Origin of the sequence: Pseudomonas sp. HLMP (assembly GCF_046365545.1) — a bacterium.
Classification (GTDB): domain Bacteria; phylum Pseudomonadota; class Gammaproteobacteria; order Pseudomonadales; family Pseudomonadaceae; genus Aquipseudomonas; species Aquipseudomonas guariconensis_B.
On the sequence record NZ_JBDLLR010000008.1, the window covers coordinates 1 to 25,986 of the forward strand.

Annotated in this window: 23 protein-coding genes and 2 pseudogenes; 10 read left to right on the plus strand and 15 right to left on the minus strand. The window is 64.2% G+C overall.

The genetic code is table 11. The features are described 5' to 3' along the window. Positions 1 to 246 precede the first annotated feature (246 nt). Both ABFA30_RS23880 and ABFA30_RS23885 read right to left on the minus strand, forming a co-directional pair. On the minus strand, positions 247 to 1,191 hold the full coding sequence (locus ABFA30_RS23880; RefSeq protein ID WP_410046079.1) for a p-hydroxyphenylacetate 3-hydroxylase reductase component: 945 nt from the start codon (positions 1,189 to 1,191) through the stop codon (positions 247 to 249). Positions 1,192 to 1,268: 77 nt separating this feature from the next. Further along, positions 1,269 to 2,438 (minus strand): p-hydroxyphenylacetate 3-hydroxylase oxygenase component, encoded by a 1,170-nt coding sequence (locus tag ABFA30_RS23885; protein ID WP_225788999.1) that lies wholly within the window; start codon positions 2,436 to 2,438, stop codon positions 1,269 to 1,271. Between the two features lie 251 nt (positions 2,439 to 2,689). Between ABFA30_RS23885 and ABFA30_RS23890 the strand changes: the two genes are divergently transcribed. Then, the gene (locus ABFA30_RS23890; protein WP_253105257.1) at positions 2,690 to 3,283 is read left to right on the plus strand and encodes a TetR/AcrR family transcriptional regulator; all 594 of its coding nucleotides are present in this window, start codon (positions 2,690 to 2,692) and stop codon (positions 3,281 to 3,283) included. Between the two features lie 25 nt (positions 3,284 to 3,308). Here ABFA30_RS23890 and hpaR read toward each other — a convergent pair whose 3' ends face one another. Further along, positions 3,309 to 3,731: a homoprotocatechuate degradation operon regulator HpaR gene (gene hpaR, locus ABFA30_RS23895; RefSeq protein WP_225788997.1), complete on the minus strand. Its 423-nt coding sequence runs from the start codon at positions 3,729 to 3,731 to the stop codon at positions 3,309 to 3,311. Positions 3,732 to 3,817: 86 nt separating this feature from the next. Next, positions 3,818 to 5,047, minus strand: a complete 1,230-nt coding sequence (tyrS, locus tag ABFA30_RS23900) for a tyrosine--tRNA ligase (protein ID WP_253105255.1) — start codon at positions 5,045 to 5,047, stop codon at positions 3,818 to 3,820. Positions 5,048 to 5,372: 325 nt separating this feature from the next. On the opposite strand from tyrS, the gene ABFA30_RS23905 reads away from it, so the two are divergent. Next, the gene (locus ABFA30_RS23905) at positions 5,373 to 6,671 is read left to right on the plus strand and encodes an NAD(P)/FAD-dependent oxidoreductase (RefSeq protein WP_225788995.1); all 1,299 of its coding nucleotides are present in this window, start codon (positions 5,373 to 5,375) and stop codon (positions 6,669 to 6,671) included. Between the two features lie 29 nt (positions 6,672 to 6,700). Next, a complete protein-coding gene (locus ABFA30_RS23910) occupies positions 6,701 to 7,066 on the plus strand; it encodes a cupin domain-containing protein (RefSeq protein WP_253105254.1) in 366 nt (121 codons plus the stop codon). A 76-nt stretch (positions 7,067 to 7,142) separates the two neighbouring features. Here the strand turns inward: ABFA30_RS23910 and feaR are convergent, their stop codons facing one another. From feaR to ABFA30_RS23925, 3 genes are all read right to left on the minus strand, one after another. Continuing rightward, positions 7,143 to 8,084, minus strand: coding sequence for a transcriptional regulator FeaR (gene feaR, locus ABFA30_RS23915; RefSeq protein WP_368816656.1), 942 nt, complete (start codon positions 8,082 to 8,084; stop codon positions 7,143 to 7,145). Positions 8,085 to 8,197: 113 nt separating this feature from the next. Next, the gene (locus ABFA30_RS23920; RefSeq protein ID WP_368816655.1) at positions 8,198 to 8,782 is read right to left on the minus strand and encodes a DUF3156 family protein; all 585 of its coding nucleotides are present in this window, start codon (positions 8,780 to 8,782) and stop codon (positions 8,198 to 8,200) included. Next, on the minus strand, positions 8,763 to 10,259 hold the full coding sequence (locus ABFA30_RS23925; protein ID WP_225788991.1) for an APC family permease: 1,497 nt from the start codon (positions 10,257 to 10,259) through the stop codon (positions 8,763 to 8,765). Before ABFA30_RS23925 ends, ABFA30_RS23920 begins: the two co-directional genes overlap by 20 nt. A 299-nt stretch (positions 10,260 to 10,558) precedes the next feature. On the opposite strand from ABFA30_RS23925, the gene ABFA30_RS23930 reads away from it, so the two are divergent. From ABFA30_RS23930 to ABFA30_RS23950, 5 genes are all read left to right on the plus strand, one after another. Beyond that, complete coding sequence (locus tag ABFA30_RS23930) at positions 10,559 to 12,046, plus strand: aldehyde dehydrogenase family protein (protein ID WP_410046080.1); 1,488 nt, start codon at positions 10,559 to 10,561, stop codon at positions 12,044 to 12,046. Positions 12,047 to 12,264: 218 nt separating this feature from the next. Continuing rightward, positions 12,265 to 13,575: a hypothetical protein gene (locus ABFA30_RS23935; RefSeq protein ID WP_410046081.1), complete on the plus strand. Its 1,311-nt coding sequence runs from the start codon at positions 12,265 to 12,267 to the stop codon at positions 13,573 to 13,575. 240 nt (positions 13,576 to 13,815) lie between these two features. Continuing rightward, positions 13,816 to 14,955 carry a tyramine oxidase subunit B gene (locus tag ABFA30_RS23940; RefSeq protein ID WP_225788988.1) on the plus strand — a complete coding sequence of 380 codons (1,140 nt, stop codon included), beginning with the start codon at positions 13,816 to 13,818 and terminating at the stop codon, positions 14,953 to 14,955. A 31-nt stretch (positions 14,956 to 14,986) separates the two neighbouring features. Continuing rightward, positions 14,987 to 15,409 (plus strand): RidA family protein, encoded by a 423-nt coding sequence (locus ABFA30_RS23945; protein ID WP_225788987.1) that lies wholly within the window; start codon positions 14,987 to 14,989, stop codon positions 15,407 to 15,409. A gap of 50 nt (positions 15,410 to 15,459) precedes the next feature. Continuing rightward, positions 15,460 to 16,755 carry an NAD(P)/FAD-dependent oxidoreductase gene (locus ABFA30_RS23950; RefSeq protein ID WP_410046082.1) on the plus strand — a complete coding sequence of 432 codons (1,296 nt, stop codon included), beginning with the start codon at positions 15,460 to 15,462 and terminating at the stop codon, positions 16,753 to 16,755. Positions 16,756 to 16,832: 77 nt separating this feature from the next. On the opposite strand, the gene ABFA30_RS23955 is transcribed toward ABFA30_RS23950, so the two are convergent. Genes ABFA30_RS23955 through ABFA30_RS23970 form a run of 4 tightly spaced genes read right to left on the minus strand, consistent with a single transcriptional unit; the run spans position 16,833 to position 19,679 of the window. Beyond that, on the minus strand, positions 16,833 to 17,570 hold the full coding sequence (locus ABFA30_RS23955) for an amino acid ABC transporter ATP-binding protein (RefSeq protein WP_225788985.1): 738 nt from the start codon (positions 17,568 to 17,570) through the stop codon (positions 16,833 to 16,835). Beyond that, positions 17,557 to 18,204, minus strand: coding sequence for an amino acid ABC transporter permease (locus ABFA30_RS23960; protein ID WP_225788984.1), 648 nt, complete (start codon positions 18,202 to 18,204; stop codon positions 17,557 to 17,559). Before ABFA30_RS23960 ends, ABFA30_RS23955 begins: the two co-directional genes overlap by 14 nt. Beyond that, the gene (locus tag ABFA30_RS23965; RefSeq protein ID WP_225788983.1) at positions 18,205 to 18,870 is read right to left on the minus strand and encodes an amino acid ABC transporter permease; all 666 of its coding nucleotides are present in this window, start codon (positions 18,868 to 18,870) and stop codon (positions 18,205 to 18,207) included. It lies immediately after the preceding gene. Between the two features lie 23 nt (positions 18,871 to 18,893). Continuing rightward, a complete protein-coding gene (locus ABFA30_RS23970; RefSeq protein ID WP_225788982.1) occupies positions 18,894 to 19,679 on the minus strand; it encodes a transporter substrate-binding domain-containing protein in 786 nt (261 codons plus the stop codon). A gap of 277 nt (positions 19,680 to 19,956) precedes the next feature. Between ABFA30_RS23970 and ABFA30_RS23975 the strand changes: the two genes are divergently transcribed. Next, entirely contained in the window at positions 19,957 to 20,652 is a 696-nt protein-coding gene (locus ABFA30_RS23975; protein WP_225788981.1) for a FadR/GntR family transcriptional regulator, read from the plus strand. A gap of 46 nt (positions 20,653 to 20,698) precedes the next feature. Here ABFA30_RS23975 and ABFA30_RS23980 read toward each other — a convergent pair whose 3' ends face one another. Then, positions 20,699 to 21,637 carry a Dyp-type peroxidase gene (locus tag ABFA30_RS23980; RefSeq protein WP_410046083.1) on the minus strand — a complete coding sequence of 313 codons (939 nt, stop codon included), beginning with the start codon at positions 21,635 to 21,637 and terminating at the stop codon, positions 20,699 to 20,701. Between the two features lie 248 nt (positions 21,638 to 21,885). On the opposite strand from ABFA30_RS23980, the gene ABFA30_RS23985 reads away from it, so the two are divergent. Next, positions 21,886 to 22,683 (plus strand): formate/nitrite transporter family protein, encoded by a 798-nt coding sequence (locus tag ABFA30_RS23985; protein WP_410046084.1) that lies wholly within the window; start codon positions 21,886 to 21,888, stop codon positions 22,681 to 22,683. A gap of 34 nt (positions 22,684 to 22,717) precedes the next feature. Here the strand turns inward: ABFA30_RS23985 and cydB are convergent, their stop codons facing one another. From cydB to ABFA30_RS24000, 3 genes and pseudogenes are all read right to left on the minus strand, one after another. Beyond that, positions 22,718 to 23,734 carry a cytochrome d ubiquinol oxidase subunit II gene (gene cydB / locus ABFA30_RS23990; RefSeq protein ID WP_410046085.1) on the minus strand — a complete coding sequence of 339 codons (1,017 nt, stop codon included), beginning with the start codon at positions 23,732 to 23,734 and terminating at the stop codon, positions 22,718 to 22,720. A gap of 14 nt (positions 23,735 to 23,748) precedes the next feature. Next, positions 23,749 to 25,139: pseudogene (locus ABFA30_RS23995) on the minus strand (cytochrome ubiquinol oxidase subunit I). A 56-nt stretch (positions 25,140 to 25,195) separates the two neighbouring features. Beyond that, positions 25,196 to 25,986: pseudogene (locus ABFA30_RS24000) on the minus strand (CbbBc protein); the annotation flags it as partial.

Sequence of the window (25,986 nt, forward strand, 5' to 3'; positions counted from 1 at the left end):
GGCAAGCCCGCTCCCACAGGGGCGCCGTTGTCGTTCATGCCTCGGCCTTGCGCACAACCTGTGAGAGCCGGCTTACCGGCGAAGCAGGTGACGCGGTGGATGGTACCGGCTTCGCCGGTGTTCGCGGGCAAGCCCGCTCCCACAGGGGCGCCGTTGTCGTTCATGTCTCGGCCTTGCGCGCAACCTGTGGGAGCCGGCTTGCCGGCGATAGGGCCGGTGCAACCACCACAGCAGCCCGCGTCGGCCTCACATGCGGATGATCGCCTTCAACACAGTCTTGAAGGTCTCCAGTTGCTCCGCGCTGAACTGCCCGAACACCTTGTCTTGCTGCTCCTGGGCAATGGCCCACAGCGCCTCGGTTTCATCGACCCCCTTGACCGACAGCCGCACACGCCCCTCGTCATCGGCGATCAACCCCTTGCGCTTGAGGTTGGCGACAGCTTCCTCGATCTCCCGGGCCGGCATCGCCACCTCGCGCTGCAGCTCGTTCAGGCTCAGCCCGGCATCGTTCTCCAGCACCATCAGCATGCGTGCTTCGCTGGTGCGCAGGCCGGTGCACAGCTGACGTGGCTGGTAGTCGGCCTGGTAGGTGCGCAGGGCCTGGGTCATCAGGTAGTACAGGTTGTGTTGCAGGCGCCCCTGGAAGTGGCTGCTCGGCGCCTGCCCCTCGGCACGCTGGGTCATGCGGGTGTGCGGCAGCACCATCGAATAGGCACCCTGGTGATACAGCAACGGCGAGCGACCGAAATCATCGAAAGCCACCACCTTGCCGACCAGGATCCAGTGATCGCCGCCGTCGAGCTGCTGGAACTTCTCGCACTGGAAACGCGCCGAGCAGTCAGCAAGCAGCGGCGCACCGCCGGCCCCCTGCGCGTAGTCGATCCCGGCGAAGCGGTCTTCCTTGGGGCGGGCGAAGTTGTTGGAAAGCTCGATCTGGTCGGCCGCCAGAACGTTCACGGCAAAGTGCGAAGCCTCTGCGAACACTTCATGGCTGGTCGAGCGCTTGTCGATGCTCCACAGGATCAGCGCCGGCTCCAGCGACACCGAGTTGAAGCTGTTGGCGGTCACGCCGACCTTGCGGCCACTCGGCCCGGCCGCGGTGACCACGGTCACGCCGGTGGCGAAGTTGCCCAGGGCACGGCGGAAGGCGCGGGTATCGAAGCCAGGGGTGGTTGGGGTTTCGTTGGACATGCAAGACTCCCGGGCAGGCCAAGGGGACCTGCCCTGTTCGTTATTGTGGTTGTATCGGGGATCCGCCTGGCGGCGGCTCAGACCATCGTTGGATCGGGCTCCAGGCCCATCAGCTCGCGGCCAAGGATCTGCGCGCAGACGTCGTAGTCGGTGTAGGCGTGGGCGCCGGTCAGGTGCGCGTCACGGAACAGGCGCTGCATCTCGTTGCTGTCGAACCAGGCACCGCCACCGGCGGCTTCCATCAGGCGATCGACCGCCTGGATGCACATCTTCACCGCGTAGCCCTGGTTGGTGCGCCAGAAGGCCAGGGTGGCGCGCGATGGGTACTCGTGGCGCTCGCTGTAGTCGGCGATCTCGTCCCAGCTCTTTTCCAGCAGGGCCCGTGCGGCGGCCACCTGGTGCGTGGACTCGGCCAGGCGCATGAGCGCCGGCGTGGCCGCGCCGACGGCGGCGCCGGTGTAGGCGCGGACGCGGTTGCGGGTCTTCTCGCGGAACACCTCGAGCATGCGCTCGGCGACACCGAGGCTGACGGTCGAGAAACCACTGGCGAAGTAAGGGCGATACGGGGCGAAGAAGATCTTGCTGTCTGGATAGAGGCCGAAACCTGCCGACTTGCCCTCCATCATGTCCTTGGCTTTCTGGATACGGTGCTCGGGCACGAACGCCTCCCGCACGATCAGGGTCTTGCTGCCGCTGCCGCGCATGCCGACAGCATACCAGTCGTCACGGATTTCGTAATCGCTGCGTGGCAGGACGGCGAAGCAGTAATCCTGGGTGCCTTCGGCATTCTGACGACGGAAGCCCAGGATCGCCCACTCGGCGTGGTCGCAGCCGGAACTCCAGCCCATTTCGCCACTGAAGCGCACACCGCCTTCGACTTCTTCGGTGCGGCCGAACGGCGCGATGCTGCTGCTGGCCGTGGCGTCCGGGTTGGCACCCCAGACATCCTGCTGCAGCTTGGGCGAGAACATCGCCATCTGGTGGCTGTGGGTGCACAGCAGGCTCATGGCCCACGCGGTACTGGCACAGGCACCGGCCAGCAGCGCGATGCACTGGGCGAACTGTGGCAGGGAAATCTCCATGCCGCCGTACTGCTTGGGCAGGAACGCCCGGTGCATGCCGATGCTCTTCAACAGGGCGATATTCTCGGCAGGGACGCTGCGGTCCTGCTCTGCCCGGAAGGCATTGGCGGCAATGGTCGGCAGAATGGCTTTGAGGTCTTCCAGCAAGGGATTTGGCTTTTTCATGAACGGTCTCTTTATTATTGGATCGTCAGCGTGCAGGCCCGGTGCAGCAACGGGCAGCCGAAAAGTCTCGATGACACGTTCAGTATGTGGCGTTGAAAGTTGCCGAGAAATGCACGTTACAAGGGGAAAATTGTACTTTCCATGGTTTGGCGGATCGGCGTGGCGGAAGCATTTGACCGTGGCCCTGGCGATCACCAAAATCCCCTTCCAACAGCGCGCGACCTTCACGCGCCCCTGACGGAGTGACTTTGTTGAAAGCGCTTTCCCCCTCTGCGGCACGTGTCTGCGACGCCGCCGTCGGCCACTTCGCGCAATACGGCTACGACGCCTCCTCGCTGAACGAAATCGCCCAACGGGCGGGTATACGCAAAGCCTCGCTGTACGCCCACTTCGCCAACAAGGATGCATTGTTCGTGGAGGTCTTCCAGCGTGCGCTGGCACACGAAACGGCGTTCGTCGAGCACGCCTTCCGGCAGGAAGCCGCAGACGATGTCGCCCCGGGGCATTGGCTGGTGCTGCACCTTGCCGAGCGCTACCAGGCATCGGCCAACCTGCGGTTCATCCTGCGCACGGCGTTCGCGCCCCCGGCCAGCATCAAGCCAATCGTCACCTCGGGCTTCGAACGCTACCTGGACCTTGTGCGCGAGGGTTTCTGCCAGGCCCTGCGCGCACGATACGGCTGGGCGCACACCCAGGACACCCGCCTGGAGGTCTATGCCGATGCATACCTGGGCATCATCGACAGCCTGCATGTGGAGCTGATGTACGCCGCCCCCGCCGTCTACGCCCGGCGCGCGGCATCGCTGCTGAAGATCCTCGACGACTCGCTGTCGCTGAACCCTTGAGCCGCTGGCCGTGGCGCTCGGCGCGTCACGGTTTGATCTTCTTCATGTCGTCGAGCAGTTGCATCAGTTGCTCGAGTTTCTCCTCACCGAACTGGCTGAGGATCTTTTCATAGTTGCGGCCCATCTCCTCGCTCATCGCCAGGAACGCCTGCTGCCCCTTGACCGTCAGGCTGATGAACACCCGTCGCTGGTCTTCCGGCGACTTGCGCCGGGTCACGATGCCATCGCGCTCGAGGCGTTTGAGCACGCCGCTCATGCTGGGCTTGAGGATGCAGGCGAGCTCAGCCAACTGATGGCTTTCCAGCTCGCCCTGCTGGCGCAGGATGCGAATCACCCGCCATTGCTGTTCGGTCAGGTCATGGGCGTTCAACGACGGGCGAAAGAACGCCATGGTGGCTTCACGCGCTTGCAGCAGGGTGAGCGTCAGGGAAGGTCTTGGTGTGGTCATGCGTACCTGGGCATCGTGAAAAAAGCGTGCTGGCGAGTATGCCAGCACGCGCTCGTGAGTACATTAACCAATCTGCCAGCATTCGATCATTCGAGGACCAGGCGGTAATGGCGCTTCTTGCCCAGGCTCACCCGCCATGCCTGGCGATCGGCAGGCAATGCCAGGTCCGCCGAGTGCACTACCTCACCCTCCAGACGCAAGCCGCCACCGTCGGCCAGGCGCCTGGCCGCAGCGCGCGAAGGCTGCAGGCCGGCCTGCACCAGCACCTCGGCCAGGCTCGGCACCGCCAGCGCGTCCCGAGCCAGGGTGATGGTGGTCAACCCGGCGCCCTCGCCCTGCCCGAACACGCCGCTTGCCGCCTCACGCGCCAGGCGCGCCGCCTCGGCACCGTGGGCCAAGGCGGTGACCTCGTCGGCCAGCAAGGCCTTGGCCTGGTTCAAAGCCGCGCCGCCTTCGCGAGTGAGCTCGGCAATCCGCGCCAGGGGCAGTTCGGTGAACAAGGCCAAAAAGCGCGGCACATCGCGGTCATCGCAATTGCGCCAGAACTGCCAGAAGTCGAAGCTCGGCAGGCGACGCTCGTCGAGCCATACCGCACCATTGACCGACTTGCCCATCTTCTTGCCGTCACTGCTGGTCAAAAGCGGCATGGTCAGGCCGAACAACTGGCGCTTGTCGCGGCGCCGGGCCAGCTCGACGCCGTTGATGATGTTGGCCCATTGGTCGGCACCGCCCAACTGCACGGTGCAGTCGTGCTGGCGGGCCAGTTCGGTGAAGTCGTGGGCTTGCAGCAAGGTGTAGCCGAACTCCAGGAACGACAGCGAATGCTCCCGGTCCAGGCGCTGGCGCACGGCGTCGAAGGTCAGCAGGCGATTGATCGAGAAGTAGCGGCCCACCTGGTCGAGAAACTGCAAGTAGCCAATGCCGTCGAGCCACTGCGCGTTGTCGACCACCAGGCCCGCGCCTTCCCCCAACTGCAGGTAGCGGCCGAAGGTGCGGGTGATGCCGGCGATGTTGGCCTGGATCTGCGTCTCGTCGAGGATTGGCCGGCTTTCGTCGCGAAAGCTCGGGTCGCCGATGCGCGTGGTAGCGCCGCCGATCAGCAGGATCGGACGGTGCCCGGCGCGCTGCAGCCAACGCATGAGCATCAGCCCCTGCAGGTGCCCGACATGCAGGCTGTCGGCCGTGGCATCGAAGCCCAGGTAGAAGGTCCGTGGCCCCTCCTGCAGGTGCGTACGCAAACCCTCGAGGTCGGTGCTCTGGTGAATGAAGCCCCTGGCTTGCAGGTGGCCGATCAGGTCGGTCTGTGGATCGCTCATGACAACTCCTTGGGTAAAGGCCCGAGGAGCGAGACACACGTCCAACCGCCTCGGGCGGATGACGTGCACGGGGCAACGACCGCCTCAGGTAGAGGTGGCGTAGCGACGGTAGCGTGGAAGGCTAATTAAGATATTCATGATGCGCATGATCAAGGAGTCTTCATCCAACGTCAAGTATGCCGCCTATACGCCGTATTGGCAGGCTGGTTAAACTCCATGGCATGCTCGGACAAGACACCTACCGATCGTTAGGTGCTCAATGACCCCACGTGCGAGCGCCCATCCGCGACGGCCCTACCACAACTCCAATTCAGCAGGCTGCGTCATGATCACCATCGAAACCCCGACCTACTACAGCGCAACCAAGAAGTACAACCTGAGCTTCCCCACCCTGGAAAGCGACATCGAGGCCGATGTCGTGGTCATCGGCGGGGGCTTCTCGGGGATCAATACCGCGTTGGAGCTGGCAGAGAAAGGCATCACCAACATCGTCGTGCTCGAGGCTCGCTACCTGGGTTTCGGCGGCACCGGGCGCAATGGCGGGCAGATCATGGCGGGCATCGGCCATGACCTGGAGAAGATCAGAAGCAGTGTCGGCGAGCAGGGCCTGAAGGCCATCTTCGAAATCAGCGAACTGGGCGCAGGCATCATCCAGGAGCGCATCGCCCGCTACGCCATCGATGCCGATTTCTGCCACGGCTATGGCTACATGGGCTTCAACCGCCGCCAGGAAAAGACCCTGCGCGCCTGGGAAAAGGACTTCAAGGCGATCAACCGCCGTGACGAGATCCGCTTCCTGGGCGGCTCGGAGGTTCGGCAGATCATCGGCAGCGACGCCTACACCAGCGCCTTGCTGCACATGGGCGCCGGCCACGTGCACTCGCTCAACCTGCTGCTGGGCGAAGCCCAGGCCCTGGTCGGCCACGGTGCGCGGATCTTCGAACACAGCCCGGCCCTGGAGGTGACCTATGGCGAGCGCATCAAGGTGCGTACGGGCCGCGGCTCGGTGCGCGCCAGCAAGCTGTTGTGGGCCTGCGACAGCTTCCTCAACAAGCTCGAACCGGAACTGCATGCACGCATCATCAACACCTACGCCTTCCAGTTGATGACCGAGCCGCTGTCCGATGAGCAGATCCTGCGCATCAGCCCGATCCGTGGTGCCTACAGCGATATCCGCCCGGTGATCGACTACTACCGGGTGACCCGCGAGAACCGCCTGCTGTTCGGTGCCGCCACCCCCTTCATCGAACGCATTCCGCTGGACCTCAAGGCCTGGAACCGCGCCCTGATGCTGAAGATCTTCCCCTACCTAAAGGACGTGCGCATCGACCTTGCCTGGGGCGGCCCGATGGCCACCAGCGCCAACCTGTTCCCGCAGATCGGCACACTGAGCAACCGTCCCAACGCGTTCTATGTCCAGGGCTATTCCGGCTTTGGCGTCACGCCCAGCCACATCATTTGCAAGATCCTCGCCGAGGGCATGCACGAAGGCTCCTCGCGCTATGACCTGATCAGTTCGGTCAAGCATGCGCGGATCCTCGGCAAGGAGCATTTCCGCCCGCTGCTGCTCACTGCCGGCAAGACCGTGCACCAGCTCTCGGGCTATTTCAACGGCCGTCGTTGAACCTTTCCTCTCACCACTGGAGAACTGCCATGACCCTTACCGCCGCCAAGCAAGGCGTACAACTGTCCGAACTCGACGCCTGGGGCACTGTTGCCGACCTGGGCTCGGAAATCCTCGAAGGCGAAGTCAAGGCCTTCGGCAAGATGACCCACGGCGCACCGACCGACCCGGTCAGCAGTGCCTACTTCGGCACCACCCGCGGCACGTTCCGCATGGTCTATCCATTCGACGAGCAGGCGGTGATCGTCACCGGCGAAATCCAGTTGACCGACGAATCCACCGGCCAGGTCACCCGCTACAAGGCCGGCGATGCCTGGTTCGTCACCAAAGGCACGCCGGTGCTGTGGGAGGTGCTGAGCGAATCGTTCGTCAAGCATTACCTGGCCGTGGCCTGAGGCCGGTCGCTCGCGAAAACGCCGCCTGTGCCGGAGCACAGGCGGCGTTTTCGTTCGTCGGCAAGGCATGTGATCTTCAGGCCATGGCCTGCGCCCGGTAATCCTTGGGCGAGCGCTCGAACTGCTTCTTGAACGAGCGGCTGAAATGCGCCGAATCGGTGAACCCCCACTTGTAGGCGATCGAGGTGATCGACTCGCTTCTGAACAACGGGTTGGCCAGGTCGTCGGCGCTGCGCTGCAGGCGCGCACGCTGGATGTAGCGGCAGACGCTGTCGCCCTGCTCCTCGAACAGGCGGTACAGGTGCCGCACGGAAATGTTCAGCCGCCCCGCCAGGCTGGCCGGCGTGAGCCCGGGCTGGGACAGCGACTCGTCGATCACCTGCTGCACATAGCGGCGCAGGCTGGTCCCATTAAGGGTGCCAAGGTTGCAGGGGCTGGCACCACTGCGCTCGAAGCCTGGCTCGAGCAAGGCAATGAAAGCGCTCTGCAGTGCCTCGCCCTGGGCGCCATCGTCACTGCCGCTGCCCTCCTTGCACAACTGGTCCATCAGCATATGGAGCATGCGCCCGCAGGCATTGGTCGAGGAGATCTTGCCGAACATCGCGCCAGTGCCTTGCACATGCTTGCGCACCTGGTCCCGGGGCAGCGCCAGCGAGACATGCTCGATCAGGCCGTTGGGGGTGATCTCGCACGGCCCGACCGAGTCCATCAACAGCAGCTCGCCAGGTGCCAGGCTGACGCTCATGCCATCCTGCGCCACGCAGGCATGTCCTGCGCGCTGGCTGACCAAGAAGCAGTGCTGGTCATCATCGAGCGCGGGGTTTTCTCCCAGGCGACGGATCCTGCCGGCGTTGGTGCGCAGGTTGGCTACCGGCAGGCCGGCACGGGAGCAGGCGAACACCTCGCCGATGAACAGCGAGTGATTGGAGGCGAGCGATGTTTCGAAACGGCCGCAGATCTGCTGCATGGCCAGGGTCCAGCGTTCCAGCCCCTGGCGGTCGGGTTGTTGAGTGTGCATGGCTGCCCTCGACGCAGAATTTGTTGTTATGCATGAATTGATAACATGTTAACAATGCATGCACAACGGTCATCTTTCACCGAGAAAAACAGCAAGGGACATGCCAGCCTGGCTCAGATGCGTTGCAGCGACGCACTGAGCAAGGCCAGGCTGTTCGACAGATGCTCGCGCTGTTGCGGGCTGATCTGAAGGTAGCGGCGAAACGCCGGCATGCGGTTGACCACCTCGCTACCGCCCATGTGCTCCAGGCCCAGGCACCATTGCCCGCCAAGGCACTCCAGGGTCAGGCGTTTGAAATCCAGTGGCATCAGCGCCGCCTGCAATGCCCCATCGCTCAGCAGGTGGTCACGCACCTGGGCGAAGCGTGCCTTATCGCCGGCGCGATACACGCAGGCCACGCCGCTACGACGGACCGCACCGGTATGACGCAGCTGCAGCCGCACATCGCCCTGTTGCAGGGCCGGCACGCACAACTGGAATTCGCAGGTCACCACATGCATCAGCAGGTGCGCCTCGACGCGCTCGCGCACCTCGGCACGCCAGCCCTGCGCGGGGCCCTGAATCACCCCGGCAGCCGGCTCCAGCCAGTGCATGTCCAGTTGCCCGAGATTACGCGCCAGGTGCCCGAGCGTAACCCCGGGCCGGTAGCCGGCCGGGGCACGCGGGGCCAGCAGGCGCTCACGCAAACTTCTGATCATGCTGTACGTGCTCCACGGCCTGGCCCGGCTCGGCGGCGAACTCTTTCTCCAGTACATCCTCGACCCGCGCGGGCTTGAACGGGTTGATCTTCTGCACGCACAGCGTCCAGAACAGCGCATAGGCCGCAGTGCCGCCGAGCATGACGGCGAACGGCACATAGATGTCTGCCGGGTTCATCCCTGGCGGAGTGATGAACGCCATGCCGAGGAGGATGCCGGCACTGGAAACGATCTGCGGCAGCGGGAACAACGGCGAGCGATAGGCGCGAGGCAGATCGGGGCGGCGGATACGCAGGATCACCACCGACAAGGTCACCAGCAGGTAGGCGGTGCTCCAGGCGCATACGGCCGCCAGCACCAGGTGCAGGATGTTGTCCGGGTTGCCGCCCAGGTACCAGGCATGCAGGCACGGGATCAACGCCACCACCAGGATGCACAGCAGTGGCGTCTTGAAGCGTGGATGCAGGTAGGTGAAGGCTTTCGGCAACGCGCCATCGACCGCCATGCCATAGAGGATGCGCGGCACACCGGCCATCAAGGTGTTGATGGTGGCGGCACCGGCGAACAGGAAGCCGATGCCCAGCCAGACGGGGCCGATATCCCCCATCACCTGCTCGGCGAAACGCGGGATGGCCATGGGCGTGTCGAGCAGGTGCAGGCCACTGGCGGCATCGAGCACGACGTTCTCCACTTGGCGCTTCATCGCTGCACCGTAGATGAACATGCAGCTGGCCACGCCGAACAGGCCCAGGGCCATCGCCCTGGGCAGCACCCAGGCCGAGCGGCGCAGCTCGGGCGCCAGCGGCGTGACGAACTCGCAGCCGACGAACATGAACATGGCCATGCCGATCAGCGAGAGGATGGTCATCAGGTCGGTACCGACCCGCGAGGCACCGAACGGCCCTTGCAACTCCACCGCCGGCGCGGCGACCAGGCCCAACACGCCGAACACCATGAGGGTGCTCCACATGCCGAAGGTCAAGATCACTTCCGCGCGGCTGAACGCGCTGACTCCGAAGGCGTTGAGCACCGCGAACGCGAGCACGAAGCAGACCCCGAGCAGCCACGAGCCACCGGCGGACTCGGCCAGGGTATTGAGGTGCTCGAAGTTCACCAGCGCCATCACCCCGGCCAGGATCGTCTCGGCGGTGCCGGCGAACACATGCACGATCAGGTACGCCGACAACGTACCGGTGATCGCGAAGAAACGGCCCATGCCGCAATTGATGTAGTCGTAGACGGAGCCGGTGGTCGGCAGGATCGAGGCCGCCTCGGCGAAGGTCGTGGACTGCGCCAGCATCATCAGCGCGGCGATGACCATGGCGATGGCGAAGGCGCCGCCGCCGATACCGAAGCCCATGGTCGCGGTGAGGATCACCGGGCTGGCCATGATCAGCCCTACGGTACTGGCCAGCGCTGTGGGGAAACCGACACTGCCCCGGTTGAGATGCTCGGTGAGCGTGTTGTTGAGTGACATCGTTGTGCCCCGGTTTGTTGTTATGGCGTTGAACGCAGCAAGCGAACCTGCACGCACGGCGGTTGCCTGCCTCCCTGCGTGGCTACTGTGCGCCGCGCATGGCATGGCGTCTTGCCGATGGCTGCCGTGGGCTTTGTTGCTGGCTGCCATGGAGTTGTCATTGGGGGCCGCTTCGCGCCCCGTGGCAGGCAGAGTCATGGTGCTGTCACGGGGACACAAGACCGGCACCACACCGCTCACTATGCTCGAACGCTTTGGCGGCCTGCCGGCCGATCCTCACCTGCCCCTCTGGAGTTCCCATGAGCGACATCCCCCTGCTTCCTTCCGTCAACGCATTCCTGGCCCGCGACCATGGCCTGTTCGTTCACGGCCGGGCCGTGGCCAGCCAAGGCGGCGAGAAGATCGCCGTGGTCAACCCGGCCAACGGCCAGACCATCGCCCATATCGCCGACGCCAACCAGGCCGACGTCGACCAGGCCGTGGCCTCGGCCCGCCAGGGTTTCACCCACTGGTCGCGCACCAGCCCGGCAGCCCGCGCCGCGGTATTGTTCAAGCTGGCCGACCTGCTGGAAGCCAACCGCGAAGAGCTGGCTCAGCTGGAAACCTTGCAGTCGGGCAAGCTGATCGGTATTGCCCGCGCCTTCGAGGTCGAGCAGGCCGCACACTTCTTGCGCTACTACGCCGGCTGGGCCACCAAGATCACCGGCCAGACCATCACCCCTTCCCTGCCCTCGTTCGCCGGCGAGCGCTACAGCGCATTCACCCTGCGCGAACCGATCGGCGTGGTGGTCGGCATCGTGCCGTGGAACTTCGCCACCATGATCGCCATCTGGAAGCTGGCCTCGGCCCTGACCTCCGGCTGCAGCATCATCATCAAACCCAGCGAGTTCACGCCCCTGACCCTGCTGCGCATCGCCGAACTGGCCAGCGAAGCCGGCTTGCCGGCCGGCGCGCTCAATGTGCTGACCGGCGGCGGCCTGGTGGGCAAGGCGCTGGTCGAGCACCCGGGCACCGACAAGGTATCGTTCACCGGCTCCGTGCCCACCGGCATCGCCGTGGGCCAGGCCGCCATGGGCGCCAAGCTCACCCGAGCCACGCTGGAGCTGGGCGGCAAGAACGCGGTGGCCTTCCTGCCCGATGTGGGCATCGACAAGGCGGTCGACGGCATCATCGAGGCCGGCTTCCTGCACGCCGGGCAGATCTGCGCCGCCGGCGAGCGCTTCTACGTGCACCGCTCGCGCATCGACCCGCTGCTCGATGCCCTGTCCCAACGCCTGGGCCAGTTGAAGATCGGCTCGCCGCTGGACGAGTCCACCCAGTTCGGGCCAGTGGCCAACAAGCCACACCAGCAGAAGCTGGCCGAACTGTTCGCCACTGCACGCGCCGAAGGCAGCCAGATCATCCACGGCGGGAACATCGGCGATGGCCCGGGCTGCTTCGTCGAGCCCACCGTGATTCTCGCCAGAAGCGCCAACGACACGCTGCTCAACCAGGAAACCTTCGGCCCGGTAGCCACCTTCCTGCCCTATGACAACGAAGATGAGTTGCTGCAGTTGATGAACGCTTCGCCCTACGGCCTGAGCGCCAGCCTGTGGACCAACGACCTGGGCAAGGCCATGCGCCTGATCCCGGAAGTCCAGGCCGGCACGCTGTGGGTCAACATGCACACCTTGCTCGACCCGGCAGTGCCTTTCGGCGGCATCAAGGCGTCCGGCATCGGCCGTGAGTTCGGCTCGGCGTTCATCGACGACTTCACCGAACTCAAGTCGGTGATGATCCGCTACTGAAGCGCCGGGCGACACGCTCGCCCCGATCACGTTGTCGCCCTCCTGCGCTGTTTCTGGCCAAGGCGTGCAAGCGCCTTGGCAGCCACGAACAAGACCCCGCCCTAGCCGACACGCGCTAATAAGCCGTCGCTGCCAACCGCGACGGCCCTCGCCGAAACGGGGTGCCCACGTACAACAAAAGCGCCTGGCAAGGCGCGCATGACAACGAGGGAAGAGCAATGGTCAAACCACGAACGCTGTCCACCCTGGCCCTGGCGACACTGCTCGCCAGCCAGGCCGCGCCGGCCTACGAGCTGTATGCCGACGACGACAGCCAGCTGAATGCCGACATGCTCGCGGTCTGGGGCATGTTCAACAGCCGCAAGAACTACGACGGCACCCCGGGCGGCTCGACCTGGCGCGAGGGCTTCCTCCAGTACGGCCTGAGCGGCCACCAGGGGCTGGCGGGCAACGGCACGCTGTACGGCGCCCTGAACTGGGTGAGTTCCGCCACCTGGGGCGATGGCGATGCGGCCGGCAACACCGACGGCTCCGAACGCACCACCAAGATCGAGGACGCCTACCTTGGCTGGCGCTCGGGCGACCTGCTGCCGCGATTGGGCAAGGACGGCGTGGACATCTCCGCCGGCCGCCAGGTGATTCGCCTGGGCAGCGGCTTCCTGATCAACGACGACGGCCCCAACCTGGGCAACGGCGTGGCCGACGGCGCACTGGACCGGGGCGGCGCCTACTACCTGGCCGCCCGCCATGCCTTCGATCGCACGGCGATGCTGCGCTTAGGTGGCGAGGACGGCCTGCACGGCAGCCTGTTGTGGCTCAAGTCCGACAACCGCGCCCAGGCTGAGACCGAGCTGGCCGCAGGCACCCTGGACTACGCCCATGCCCTCGGCACCCTGGGCCTGACCTGGATCCACGGCATCGATGTCAGCGACCGGTGGGCCAGCGACTTCCAGAAGGCCCGGGCCGGGATGGATGTCTACAGCGTGCGCGGCGAAGGCAACGCCGGCATCGACAATGCCAGCTTCGCCTTCGAGTATGCCTGGCAAGACAAACACGACGGCCCCGAGCAGGCCTGGTACCTGCAGGCCGGCTACACCTTCGCCGACCTGCCCTGGGCTCCGCAGTTGACCTACCGCTACACCCGCTACTCGGCAGGCTGGGACTCGCTGTTCAGCGGGCTGTCCAGTGGTTACGGCACCTGGTTCCAGGGCGAGGTCGCCGCCAACTACGCCGGCCCCTTCAACAGCAATACCGGCATCCATCACGTCGGCCTGAAGGCGACACCGCTGGAAAACCTCACGGTCGGCGCCCTGTACTTCGACTTCGATACCCTGCGCACCCGCGACAGCCTCGACCTCGATGCCCGCGAGCTCGATGTCTACGTGGAGTGGACGGTCACCGAGCACCTGATCATCAGCCCGTTGGTGGGCCTGTACCAGCCACGCAAGGACCAAGGCAATGGCGGCAACCAGGTAGGCGGCAACGGCACCAACGTCTACAGCCAATTGACCGTGGCAATTCCCTTCTAAAGCAGCCGCATCGACACCCACGGGCCCCTGCGCCAGGCGCGCCCGTGTTCGATCGCCAACTCAAGCCATGGCACGGATGGTCAATCCCGCTGGCAGGCTGACACAAGACGACCTACCCGTCGTTAGCGAAACTGCACATCAGCCTACGACGACCTGACCACCCTCTCCTCTTGGTCGAACCACAACAAAAAACCCGACTGCAGCGGTGCCATCCGAGCCGCCTGCGCTGTGAGATCCGCTATGACCCTCGACACCCGAATCGACTTCATCTACCTCAGCGAACAAGACATGATCCGCGCCGGCGTGACCGACATGCCCGCCTGTGTCGACACCATGGAGGAGATGTTCGGCCTGCTCTACCAGGGCGACTACCGCATGGCCGGCCCGAACAACGACTCCCACGGTGCGATGATCACCTTCCCCGAGCATTCGCCGTTCCCACACATGCCAAAGCCCACCGCGGACCGGCGCATGATGGCCATGCCCGCCTACCTGGGCGGCAACTTCCGCACCGCCGGCGCCAAATGGTATGGCTCGAACATCGCCAACCGGGAAAAGGGGCTGCCCCGCTCGATCCTGATGTTCACCCTCAATGACGCCGATACCGGCGCCCCGCTGGCACACATGTCGGCCAACCTGCTGTCGGCGTATCGCACCGGTGCCATTCCTGGGGTTGGCGCCCGTCATCTGGCACGCCAGGACGCCAAGGTCATCGGCCTGGCCGGGCCTGGCGTCATGGGCAAGACCACCGTTGCCGCGTTCATGGCGGTATGCCCCTTGATCGACACGATCAAGATCAAGGGACGCGGCCAGAAGAACCTGGATGATTTCGTTGCCTGGGTCGAACAGACCTTCCCGCAGATCGTCGACATCCAGGTCGTACAGACCCTGGAGGACGTCGTGCGTGGCTCCGACCTGGTCAGCTATTGCAGCTCGGGCGAAGTCGGCGACCCTTCCACCTATCCCCTCGTGCGGCGCGAGTGGGTCAAGCCAGGCGCCTTCCTGGCCATGCCCGCCCCGTGCAGCATCGACGAGGGCATGGAGCGGGTGGACGTGCGCAAGGTGGTGGACAACACCGGCCTCTACCAAGCCTGGTTCGAAGAGTTGCCCAAGCCTGCCCACAACCACGTGCCACTGGTGGGCGTGCGCTTCATGGACATGATCGCCGAAGGCAAGCTCGCCCCGGAACAGGTGGAAGACATCGGCAAGATCATCAGCGGCGAAGCGCCTGGCCGCCTGGACGACGAGGAAATCATCCTCATGTCGGTAGGCGGTATGCCCGTGGAAGACGTCGCCTGGGGCACCGTGGTCTACCGCAACGCGATCGAGAAAGGCATCGGCGTGAAGCTCAACCTCTGGGAAAAACCCGTTCTCAGCTAACCCCTGCGCAACCCCCTCGAAAGGTTACCCCATGATGCAGATCACCAAACTCAAGACCGGCTCCACATTCGAAGACATGGCCAGCTACTCTCGCCTGGTCGCAGTCGACGACTGGATCTACGTATCCAACACCGCAGGGCGCAACCCACAGACCCAGGTCATTCCGGAAGATGTCATCGACCAGGCCCACCAGGTCTTCGCCAATATCGAAGCCGCGCTGGCGGCAGTCGATGCCAGCCTGGCGGACGTCATCTGCTCCCGCGTGTTCATCCAGGACCCAAGCGATGTGCCGCGCGTGATGGAGGTGATCGGCGAGAAGTTCCGTGGTATCGATCCCGCCACCACGGTCACCTGCCCGCCGCTTGGCTCGACCGTGTACAAGGTCGAGCTGGAGGTCACCGCCTACCGCGGTGCATCCAGTGCACACGTGTCGATGATCCGCCTCGGCCAGTGATACGCCAGGCCTCATGACTGCCCCCGTTCGATCCGCCCGTGAGTGACGCCATGCCTCCTACCATCGATCCCGTTCACACCAGTGCCGCCCATCCTCGTTCGACTACGGTCGTCATCATTGGCGCAGGCATCATCGGCCTGACCGCCGCACTCACCCTCGCTGAACGCAATATTCCCGTGGTGGTGTTGGAAAAAGGCCGAATCGCGGGCGAGCAGTCGTCGCGTAACCTAGGCTGGGTACGCAAGACCAATCGCCATGCCCATGACATGCCCCTGGCGTTGGCGGCCGACCAACTCTGGGCGGGCATGCCCGAACGTGTGGGGGCCGATGTCGGATACCGCCAGGCAGGCATCATGTTCATCAGTCGTAACGAGACCCAGATGGGCCTGCACGAGAGCTGGCTAAAGAGCGTAGGGGGCCTGAACCTGGACTCCCGCCTGCTTAGCGGCAAGGAAATCGCCCAGCTGGTGCCCGGTGGCCGGGCCAACTGGGCTGGCGGTATCTATACCCCTTCGGACGCCCGCGCAGAACCGACCCTGGCCTCCAGCGCCATCGCCCGAGCAGCCATCGCCAAGGGGGCGGTGATCGTGGAAAACTGCGCAGTCCGTACACTGGTAACGGCTGCGGGGAGGGTGAGCGGGGTCGTGACTGAGCACGGCGAGATAAGCTGCGACCAAGTGCTGCTTGCCGGTGGCTTGTGGTCACGCAAATTCCTGGGCAACCTGAAAATCAACCTGCCCACATTACCGTTGACGTGCTCGGTACTGCGTACCGAGCCGATGGAGGGGCCGACCGACATCGCCGTGGGCGCTCCGGACTTTTCGTTCCGCAAGCACAAGGACGGAGGGTTCATCATCACTCAGCGTGGCGCGCTGGATGCGTTTCTGACCTTGGACCACTTGCTCCTGGGAAAACGCTACCTGCCTCAGTTGCGAACGCAGCGTGATATCCTGCGTATCAGTTTCGGCAAGCACTTCTTCAAGGATCTGGCCCTGGCTCGACGCTGGAATGCCACAGAGGTGACCCCCTTCGAACGTGTACGGATCCAGGACCCGCAAGCTAACCCGGCCCTGAACGATGAAGCCATGCGCAACTTGAAGGCTGCATGGCCCGAATTCGAGCAGGCCCGCATCGCCTCGGCCTGGGCCGGCACCATCGATGTCACACCGGATTCCAACCCAGTGATCGGTGCAGTCCCCAACATTCCTGGGCTTACCTTGGCGACCGGATTCTCGGGGCATGGTTTCGGTACGTCACCCGCGGCAGGTCAACTGGCAGCCGACCTGGTTTCGCAGCATCCCCCCCTGATCGACCCGAGCCCCTATCGTTTCGAGCGTTTCGCATGAGAAGAGCCCTGTCTCTCACCTCGTAATCAGGGTCTAGGTTTAGACATCCTGGTGCGCAAGGCCTGGGGCAAGCGCCCCTACCCCTGCTGCACCACCGCCCCGATGAAATTCGCAAGCTCCGGCGTTCTCGGCGCGGCGAACACCTCCCGCGGGTTGCCTGTCTCATGCACCTTGCCTTGGTGCATGAACACCAGCTTGTCACCCACCTCTCGGGCGAAGCGCATTTCGTGGGTGACCATGATCAGGGTCATGCCCTCGCTGGCCAACTGGCGCACCACGCCGAGCACTTCGTTGACCAGCTCCGGGTCGAGCGCCGAGGTGATCTCGTCGCATAGCAGCACCTTGGGCGACATGGCCAGCGCCCGGGCGATCGCCACCCGCTGTTGCTGGCCACCGGAGAGGCGATCCGGATAGGCCTCGAACTTGTCGCCCAGGCCGACCCTGGCCAACATCCGTTCGGCCAGTTGGCGGGCCTCGGCCTGGCCTGCCTTCTTCACTACCTGGGGGGCGAGCATGACGTTCTCGCCCACGGTCAGGTGCGGGAACAGGTTGAACTGCTGGAACACCATGCCGACCTTCTGCCGCAGCGAACGCAAGTCGGCGCGGCTGGCATCGAGGTACTCGCCGTCCACTTCGATCACCCCGTCGCTGATCGACTCCAGACCATTGAGGGTGCGCAGGAAGGTACTCTTGCCGGAACCGCTACGGCCGATGATGGCGACCACCTCGCCCTCCTCGATGCTCAGGTCGACGCCCTTGAGCACATGGTTGTCGCCGTAGTACTTATGCAATGCGGACACTCTAAGCAGGGGCATGCAGCCTCCTTTCCAGGTAACGGGCGCTCAGCGAGAGCGGATAGCAGAGGATGAAGTAACCCACGGCCACCAGGCCGTAGATCAGGAAGGGTTCGAAGGTGGCGTTGGCGAGCATGCCGCCGGTCTTGGTCAGTTCGGTGAAACCGATGATCGAAGTCACCGCCGTGCCCTTGACCACCTGCACCGAGAACCCCACGGTGGGCGCGATGGCGATGCGCAGCGCCTGGGGCAGGATGACGTGGCGCAATTGCTCCAGGCGCCCCATCGCCAGGCTGCCGGAGGCCTCCCACTGGCCATACGGGATAGACGCTACGCAACCCCGCCAGACCTCGGCCAGAAAGGCACTGGTGAACAGCGTCAAGGCGATGGCCGCCGCCATCCACGCCGACACATCGATGCCGAACAGGGCAATGCCGAAGAACACCATGAACAGTTGCATGAGCAGCGGCGTGCCCTGGAACAGTTCGATGTAGCCCTTGGCCACACCACGCAGCAATCGGTTGTCGGAAATCCGGGCCAGCAGCAACGCCAGGCCGACGACACCACCGCACGCGAACGCCACCAGCGACAACAGCAAGGTCCATTGCAACCCCACGAGCAGGTTGCGCACGATATCCCACAAGGTGAAATCCATTCAGCGTCTCCCCATCAGCAAGCGCTGCCCCATCCAGGCCAGCAGCTGGCGCACCAGGATGGCCATGCCCAGGTACAGGACGGTCGTCAGCAGGTAGGTCTCGAAGGCGCGGAAGTTGCGCGACTGGATGAAGTTGGCGGCGAACGACAATTCCTCGGTGGCGATCTGCGAACACACCGCCGAGCCGAGCATGACGATCACGATCTGGCTCGACAGGGCCGGCCACACCTTGGCCAGCGCCGGCTGCAACACCACGTGGAGGAACGCTTCGAAACGGCTCATGGCCAGCGCCGCAGCGGCCTCCAGTTGCCCCTTGGGGATGGCCTGGATGCCCGCGCGAATGATCTCGGTGGAATAGGCACCGAGGTTGATCACCATGGCCAGCACTGCCGCCTGCCACTCCGTCAGCCGCACGCCCAGCGACGGCAAGCCGAAGAAGATGAAGAACAGCTGGACGATGAACGGTGTGTTGCGGATCAGTTCCACGTACAGGCCGAACAGCGCATCGAACGGCCGCAGCCGCCAGGCGCGCACCACCGCGCCGAGCACGCCGATGGCGATCCCGAACAGGGTGCCGACCGCCGTCAGCTGAAGCGTGAACAGTGCACCCTCGAGCAGCAGGTCGCCCTGGGCCAGCACAGGGGCGAAGTCGAATTGATAGGCCATGGGTCAACGACTCCAGGTGCCGTTCACAGGTCGGCCGGGAGCGGCTGCTTCAGCCACTTCTCGGCATTGCGCCCAAGGCTGCCGTCGGCCTTGGCCGCATCCAGGGTGGCATTGACCTTCTCCAACAGCGCCGGCTCCTGCTTGGCCAGGCCCACATACACCGGCGAGTCCTTGAGCTTGACCTTCATCACCGGCACCTTGGTCGGGTTCTTCTCGGCAATGACGGCCATCACCACGCTGCCGCTGGCGATCAGCTCGACCTGGCCCGACAGGTAGGCGGCGATGGTCGAGTTGTTGTCCTCGAAACGCTTGATGATCGCGCCCTGGGGCGCGACGGCGGAGAGCTCCATGTCTTCGATCGAGCCACGGGTGACGCTGATGGTCTTGCCGGCCACGGCGCCGATGTCGTCGATCGCCGTGTCGGCCGGCCCGAATACCGCCAGGTAGAACGGCGCATAGGGGCGGGAGAAATCGATCACGGCTTCTCGCTCTGGGTTCTTGCCCAGGCTGGAGATCACCAGGTCGACCTTGCCGGTGGTGAGAAAGGGAATACGGTTGGTGCTGTTGACCGGGGTCAGGGCCAGCTTGACGCCGAGCTTGTCGGCCAACAGTTGCGCGGTGTCGATGTCCAGCCCACGGGGCTTGAGGTCTGGGCCTACCGAGCCGAAGGGCGGGAAGTCCTGGGGCACGGCCACTTTCAGCACGCCACGGGCAGTGATGTCGGCCAGGGCGTCGGCCTGGGCCTGGGGCAAGGCCAGAGCGCTACCGCAGAACAGGGTGGCCAGGAGCAACGAGCGGAAGTTTTTCATGGGAATGCCTCGAAGGTGAGCACAGAGGTTGCCTGCCCTGGTCAGTGCACAGCCCGTGCCAGCCTTGCCCGCATGCACCGGCAAGGCATCGCGGGCAAGGCCTCGCACGGTCTTACTGGTCTGAACAGTTGCGCAGCGCATGTACCAACAGGTTCATCGCCGCGCACTGCTTTCGTGCAACCGCCCATGGGCCTGCGCCAGTGCAGCGCAAGGCTTGCCAGGCAACGGGCAAAGCCTTTACAAAGCGCAGACAACCTCCGCCGACGGGCCTGAACCGATGCTCGATACTCTTCCCCGCGCAGTCCCGGAAATCGCCTTGCACGCCATCCGAAAGCTGATCCAGGAAGGCAACTACCAACCCGGCGACGCCCTGCCCTCCCAACGCGAGCTGGCCGACCAGCTCGGGGTCAGCCGTGCCTCCCTGCGCGAAGCGCTGTCTTCCTTGAGTGCGCTAGGGCTGGTGAGCGTGCAGCCGGGCAAGGGGGTGTTCGTCCAGGCGCCGGCCAGCCCTGCCTCCGCCGGCTTCTCCTGGCCCTATGCCGAGCAGGTGTCCGCTGCCGATACCTTCCAGTTGCGTTATGCGCTGGAAGGGTTCGCCGCGGGCCTGGCGGCCCTGTCCCTGACGGCTGCGGACATCGACGAGCTGGAGGCCAACGTCGAGGCGATGCGCCTGCAACTGCGCGCCGGCCATTTCGACGCCGCCGCCCGCCTCGACTTCGCCTTCCACCGCCGCCTGCTGGAGGCCAGCGGCAATCGCGCCATGCTGCAGGTGATCACCGCCAGCCAGGACATCTTCCTGGAGAGCCAGAAGCTGCCGTTCATTCGCCCGGAACGGGCCATGGAAACCTGGCAGGAACACCGCAAGATCCTGCGCCAGCTCGCCCGTCGCAACCAGGCCGGGGCGCAACGCGCGATGCAGGAGCACATTCGCAATGCGGCATCGCGCACGGGTGTGGTGTTTTCGGCGATCTAGGGGGAAGCAGAAGCGGTGCGGCGTTCAGTTCTCGCACCGCTTGTAGCTACTGCGCACAGCTCTCCAGAAAGGTCGCCGAAGGCACGAAAAACAGCCCGCCCGTGACGGCACGGCTATAGTCCAGCAGTCGATCGTAATTTCCTGGTGGCCTGCCGATGAACATGTTTTCGAGCATTTCCTCGATGGGTTCGGGCGAGCGGGCATAGCCAATGAAATAGGTGCCGAACTCTCCTGCCCCTGGGCGCCCGAACGGCATGTTGTCGCGAAGTATCTTCACTTCCTGGCCATCCTTTTCGAGGGTGGTCAGCGAACTGTGCGAGCAACTGGGCTTTACCGATGCATCCAACTCGATATCCGAGAGCTTGGTCCGCCCGATGATATGTTCCTGCTCGGTGGTGGAAAGCCCGTTCCATCCCGCCATGTCATGCAGGTACTTCTGCACGAGCACGTAGCTGCCGCCCGCGAACGGGGCGTCTTCGTCACCGACGAGGGTGAACTTGCCGAGCTCGCGGCCGCTCGGATTTTCCGTACCGTCGACAAAACCGATGATGCTGCGCATGTCGAAGTAGCGAAACCCCTGGACTTCATCGACCACCGTCACGGCACTGCCCAGGCGCGTCATGATCTGCGAGGCCAGCTCGAAGCACAGGTCCATGTGCTCGGCACGGATATGCAGCAGGATGTCACCGGGCGTCGCCACGGCCACACGCCCGCCGCTACCGATTTCACGGAATGGATGCAGCGATGCAGGGCGCGGCGCGCCGAACAACGCTTCCCACACCGAGGCACCGAAGCCCATCACGCAGGAGAGGTTGCCGGCCGGTACGCGCTTGCCGACCGAACGGACCAGGGCGGCAATGTCGCCACAGAGCGAACGCACGCTATCGCGGTTGTCACTGCCAGGCTTCAGGGTGGCCACGATGAAGAGGGCACTGCGGGTAATCGGGGTATCGACAGCTTGAGGCTCTATCTCGGAAACGTTCATTTCACTTCCCTCACCATGAGGATTCGCGTTGTTGCATCGGTATAGCACAGGCTGCATAGGCAATAAAAATCTTCACCCAAGCCTCTTCCTTTCATAGACAGCTCCTATCAATTCATCCATACAAACAATTGGACTGCTTCAATTTGCCTCAGCTAATTTCCGCCGCCCCATGATCCGCTACCCCTCTACGGCGCTATTGCTCGCCACCCAGCACCGACGCCGTCATACTTTTACCTTGAGTCGTTGAAATGCCTGTGAACACCCCCTCTCAGATTGCCGCACTGGTCGTTGAAACCGGTGTCAAGAAAGCCCACCTACCGACCGCTTCGACAATCATCCTGGGCTTTTTGGCCGGTGCGTTCATTTCACTGGGGTTTCTTCTGGCGATCCACGTCAGCACCCTGATTCCAGTCCCCTGGGCCTCCCTCGGCACCCTGCTTGGCGCAGCGGTATTTCCCATGGGCCTGATCCTGGTGATTCTCGCCGGCGGAGAGCTGTTGACGGGCAACATGATGACCTTGCCCATGGCCCTGTTCGCCAAACGGGTCCGACTCAGCGCAGTGGCCCGCAACTGGCTGCTGGTCACCTTGGCCAATCTTCTCGGCGCGCTGTTCGTCGCCTACTGCTTCGGCCACCTGCTGGGCCTTGCCGAAGGCCCCTTCCTGGCCAAGACGCTGGCGGCGGCGAACGCCAAGGTGAATACCGATTTCCTCCATGCGTTCATTTCCGGCATCGGCTGCAACTGGCTGGTGTGCCTGGCCGTCTGGCTGTCCTATGCCAGCAAGGACGTCAGCGGCAAGATCCTGGGCATCTGGTTCCCGATCATGGCCTTCGTCGCCATTGGCTTCCAGCACGTGGTGGCCAACATGTTCCTGATCCCTGCGGCCATTTTCGCCGGCGAATTGGGCTGGGCCCAGTTCGCCGAGAACATCGCCGCGGTGTTCCTCGGCAATGCGGTCGGCGGTGCGGTGTTCGTCGGGCTGGCCTACTACCTGTCGTACGGCCCGGTCCTGGCTTGCCCGCCGGAACAGCAGCCAGCGCCCTAGGCCCCATCGCCTGCCGGCAGGGGCTGTGACCCGGTCAGTGGTAGGCATCCCCTGCTTGCACCTTGCCGCGAAACACGTGGTAGCTCCAGAACGTATAGACCAGGATGATCGGAATGATGAACAACGCACCGATCAAGGCGAACAGCTGGCTCGACAGCGGCGAGGCGGCCTGCCAGAGGTCGATGCCAGGCGGCACGATGTTCGGCCAGATACTGATCGCAAGGCCCAGGTAACCGAGGAACACCAGGGCCACCACGCCAATGAACGGCAGGTGCGAGTGGTGCCTGCGCAGCGTCTTCTGGATCAACACCACCGACAGCACCGCCAGGGTGGCGATCACCACGGAGCGAACCCAATGGCTGCCGGCGAACCAACGCTGGGCGATATCGGCATGCAGCCAGGCAGTCCAGGCACAGATCACCGCGATGACGATCGCCAGCAGGTAAAGCAGCGGGCGGCTGTAGTGGCGCATGCGCGACTCCAGCATGCCGTCGGTCTTGATCAGCAGCCAGGTGCTGCCCAGCAGCGCATAGGTCAGGATCAGCCCGACGCCACAGAACAGCGGGAACGGCGCCAACCAATCCAGGGCGCTGCCGGCGAACTGGCGATTCTCCACGGGGATGCCCGAGATGTAGGTGCCGATGGCAACGCCCTGGAAGAACGTGGCCAGGACAGAGCCCCCGATGAACGCCTTGTCCCAGAGGTGGCGCTTGCGCGGGTGCGCCTTGAAGCGGAACTCGAACGCCACGCCGCGGAAGATCAGCCCCACCAACACCAATACCAACGGCAGGTAGAGCGCTTCGAGAATCACCGAATAGGCCAGGGGAAACGCCCCATACAGCGCCGCTGCGCCGAGCACCGCCCAGGTCTCGTTGCCATCCCACACCGGCGCCACAGTGTTCATCATCACGTCGCGCTCGCGGGAATCACTGATAAGGGGAAACAGGATCCCCAGGCCCAGGTCGAAGCCATCCATGATCACGTACATCATCAGGCCAAAAGCGATGATCACGCCCCAGATGATCGACAGGTCGATACCTTGAATTGCCATGGTTCAGCTTCCTCTCAATCCGCTACCGACAGCGGACGACGCGCTGTCGCAAGTTGGCCCGGTGCATCGGGCGATACGTGCTCCTCGTGTGTCTTCGGCCCTTTGCGCACCAGGCGCATCATGTAGCCGATGCCCACCGTGAACACCGAGAAGTAAATGAGGACGAACAGTGCCAGGGTCACGCTCATCTGCGCGGCGCTGTGATTGGACGCCGCTTCGGTGGTGCGCAACATGCCGTACACCACCCAGGGTTGGCGACCGACCTCGGTGGTGAACCAGCCGGCCAGCAGGGCGATCAACCCCGACGGCCCCATGAGCAGGGCGAACCACAGGAATGCCTTGTTGCGGTACAGGGCCCCGTTGCGCCGCAGCACCAGCGCCAGCAGCGCGCAGGCCAGCATCAGCATGCCCAGGCCGGCCATGAGCCGGAAGCTCCAGAAGACGATCGTGGAGTTGGGGCGATCCTCCTTGGCGAAGCTCTTGAGCGCGGGGATCTGCTTGTCCAGGCTGTGGGTCAGGATCGGCTGCCCAGGTACGGCACCTCCAGGCTGTAACGGGTCTTCTCGGCATCCATGTCTGGCAGCCCGAACAGCACCAGGGGCGAGGCCTCGCCCGGGACATTCTCCCAGTGGCCTTCGATGGCCGCGATCTTCGCGGGTTGATGCTCCAAGGTGTTCAGGCCATGGGCATCGCCGACCACCACCTGCACGGGCGTGGCCACCAGGATCATCCACATGGCCATCGACAGCATCTTGCGTACCTGTGGCGTGTCGCGGCCACGCAGCAAGTGCCAGGCGCCCGAGGCGCCGACGAACAGGGCCGTCGAGAGGAACGCCGCCAGCGCCATGTGCGCCAGGCGGTAAGGGAACGACGGGTTGAAGACGATCTTGAACCAGTCCACCGGCGCGACCCGCCCATCGATGATCTCGATGCCCTGCGGGGTCTGCATCCAGCTATTGGACGAGAGGATCCAGAACATCGAGATGAGCGTGCCGATGGCCACCATGACCGTGGCGAAAAAGTGCAGCTTGCGCCCTACCCGGTCCCAGCCGAACAGCATGACGCCCAGAAAGCCTGCTTCCAGGAAGAACGCCGTCAACACCTCGTAGGTGAGCAATGGCCCGGTCACGCTGCCCGCGAAATCGGAAAAGCGCGCCCAGTTGGTGCCGAACTCGTAGGCCATGACCAGGCCCGAGACCACGCCCATGCCGAAGTTGACGGCGAATATCTTCGACCAGAAGTGATACAGGTCCCTGTATACCGGGTTGTTGGTCTTCAACCAGCACCCTTCCAGTACGGCCAGGAAGCTTGCCAGGCCAATGGTGATGGCCGGGAAGATGATGTGAAACGAGACCGTGAAGGCGAACTGAATCCGCGCCAGGTCCAGCGCATCTAGATTCGACATGACAATATCCTCGTAGGCCCTCTGCTGAAGGCCTACCCGAAGAAGGAACGTGAGGGTTACTCGGCGACGGTGTGGATCAGGTTGTCCGGCCGTGACTTCTCGAGCGTGATGGCGATGAATTTCGACGTAGGCGTGAACGTCCGGTCACCGTAGCTTTCCAGGGGCACCAGCGGGTTGGTCTCCGGGTAGTAGGCCGCGGCCTGGCCCTCGGGCAGGTCGTAGGGCACCAGGCGGAAACCCGACACCCGCCGCTCGCGCCCGTCCTCCCACAGCGACACCATGTCCACGTGCTCGCCAGGCTCGAAGCCCAGGCGGCGGATGTCCGCCTCGTTGACGAACACCACCTCGCGCAGGCCGAACACGCCCCGGTAGCGGTCGTCCAGGCCATACAGGGTGGTGTTGTACTGGTCGTGGGAGCGCAGGGTCTGCAGGATCAGGTCTGGGCGCTCGCCGCGCTCGAGAACGGTCTCGTTGACCAGTTGCGCCGGCAGCTCGCTCGGCGTGAACTGCGCCTTGCCGGTTGCGGTATGCCATTGCCGCTCGGCAGCCGGATTGCCCAGGTGGAAACCGCCCGGTTGTTGCAGGCGGGTATTGAACTGCTCGAAGCCTGGGATCGTGTCGGCGATCAGGTCACGGATGCGCTTGTAGTCGCCGATCACCCAGTCCCAATCGATGGGGTGGTCGCCCAGGGTGGCCTTGGCCATGCCGGCGATGATCGCCGGCTCCGAGCGCAGGTGCGGCGAACGCGGTTTCAACTGGCCATGGGAGATGTGCACCATGCTGAAGGTGTCTTCCACGGTGACGCCTTGCGGCCCCTCGGCCTGCAGGTCGATTTCCGTCCGGCCGA

Excerpts from the sequence above, each read along its gene's own strand:
- ABFA30_RS23880 (WP_410046079.1), bottom strand. The coding sequence starts at position 1,191 with ATGTCCAACGAAACCCCAACCACCCCTGGCTTCGATACCCGCGCCTTC.
- ABFA30_RS23885 (WP_225788999.1), bottom strand. The coding sequence starts at position 2,438 with ATGAAAAAGCCAAATCCCTTGCTGGAAGACCTCAAAGCCATTCTGCCG.
- hpaR (WP_225788997.1), bottom strand. The coding sequence starts at position 3,731 with ATGACCACACCAAGACCTTCCCTGACGCTCACCCTGCTGCAAGCGCGT.
- tyrS (WP_253105255.1), bottom strand. The coding sequence starts at position 5,047 with ATGAGCGATCCACAGACCGACCTGATCGGCCACCTGCAAGCCAGGGGC.
- ABFA30_RS23905 (WP_225788995.1), top strand. The coding sequence starts at position 5,373 with ATGATCACCATCGAAACCCCGACCTACTACAGCGCAACCAAGAAGTAC.
- ABFA30_RS23910 (WP_253105254.1), top strand. The coding sequence starts at position 6,701 with ATGACCCTTACCGCCGCCAAGCAAGGCGTACAACTGTCCGAACTCGAC.
- feaR (WP_368816656.1), bottom strand. The coding sequence starts at position 8,084 with ATGCACACTCAACAACCCGACCGCCAGGGGCTGGAACGCTGGACCCTG.
- ABFA30_RS23920 (WP_368816655.1), bottom strand. The coding sequence starts at position 8,782 with ATGATCAGAAGTTTGCGTGAGCGCCTGCTGGCCCCGCGTGCCCCGGCC.
- ABFA30_RS23925 (WP_225788991.1), bottom strand. The coding sequence starts at position 10,259 with ATGTCACTCAACAACACGCTCACCGAGCATCTCAACCGGGGCAGTGTC.
- ABFA30_RS23930 (WP_410046080.1), top strand. The coding sequence starts at position 10,559 with ATGAGCGACATCCCCCTGCTTCCTTCCGTCAACGCATTCCTGGCCCGC.
- ABFA30_RS23935 (WP_410046081.1), top strand. The coding sequence starts at position 12,265 with ATGGTCAAACCACGAACGCTGTCCACCCTGGCCCTGGCGACACTGCTC.
- ABFA30_RS23940 (WP_225788988.1), top strand. The coding sequence starts at position 13,816 with ATGACCCTCGACACCCGAATCGACTTCATCTACCTCAGCGAACAAGAC.
- ABFA30_RS23945 (WP_225788987.1), top strand. The coding sequence starts at position 14,987 with ATGATGCAGATCACCAAACTCAAGACCGGCTCCACATTCGAAGACATG.
- ABFA30_RS23950 (WP_410046082.1), top strand. The coding sequence starts at position 15,460 with ATGCCTCCTACCATCGATCCCGTTCACACCAGTGCCGCCCATCCTCGT.
- ABFA30_RS23955 (WP_225788985.1), bottom strand. The coding sequence starts at position 17,570 with ATGCCCCTGCTTAGAGTGTCCGCATTGCATAAGTACTACGGCGACAAC.
- ABFA30_RS23960 (WP_225788984.1), bottom strand. The coding sequence starts at position 18,204 with ATGGATTTCACCTTGTGGGATATCGTGCGCAACCTGCTCGTGGGGTTG.
- ABFA30_RS23965 (WP_225788983.1), bottom strand. The coding sequence starts at position 18,870 with ATGGCCTATCAATTCGACTTCGCCCCTGTGCTGGCCCAGGGCGACCTG.
- ABFA30_RS23970 (WP_225788982.1), bottom strand. The coding sequence starts at position 19,679 with ATGAAAAACTTCCGCTCGTTGCTCCTGGCCACCCTGTTCTGCGGTAGC.
- ABFA30_RS23975 (WP_225788981.1), top strand. The coding sequence starts at position 19,957 with ATGCTCGATACTCTTCCCCGCGCAGTCCCGGAAATCGCCTTGCACGCC.
- ABFA30_RS23980 (WP_410046083.1), bottom strand. The coding sequence starts at position 21,637 with ATGAACGTTTCCGAGATAGAGCCTCAAGCTGTCGATACCCCGATTACC.
- ABFA30_RS23985 (WP_410046084.1), top strand. The coding sequence starts at position 21,886 with ATGCCTGTGAACACCCCCTCTCAGATTGCCGCACTGGTCGTTGAAACC.
- cydB (WP_410046085.1), bottom strand. The coding sequence starts at position 23,734 with ATGGCAATTCAAGGTATCGACCTGTCGATCATCTGGGGCGTGATCATC.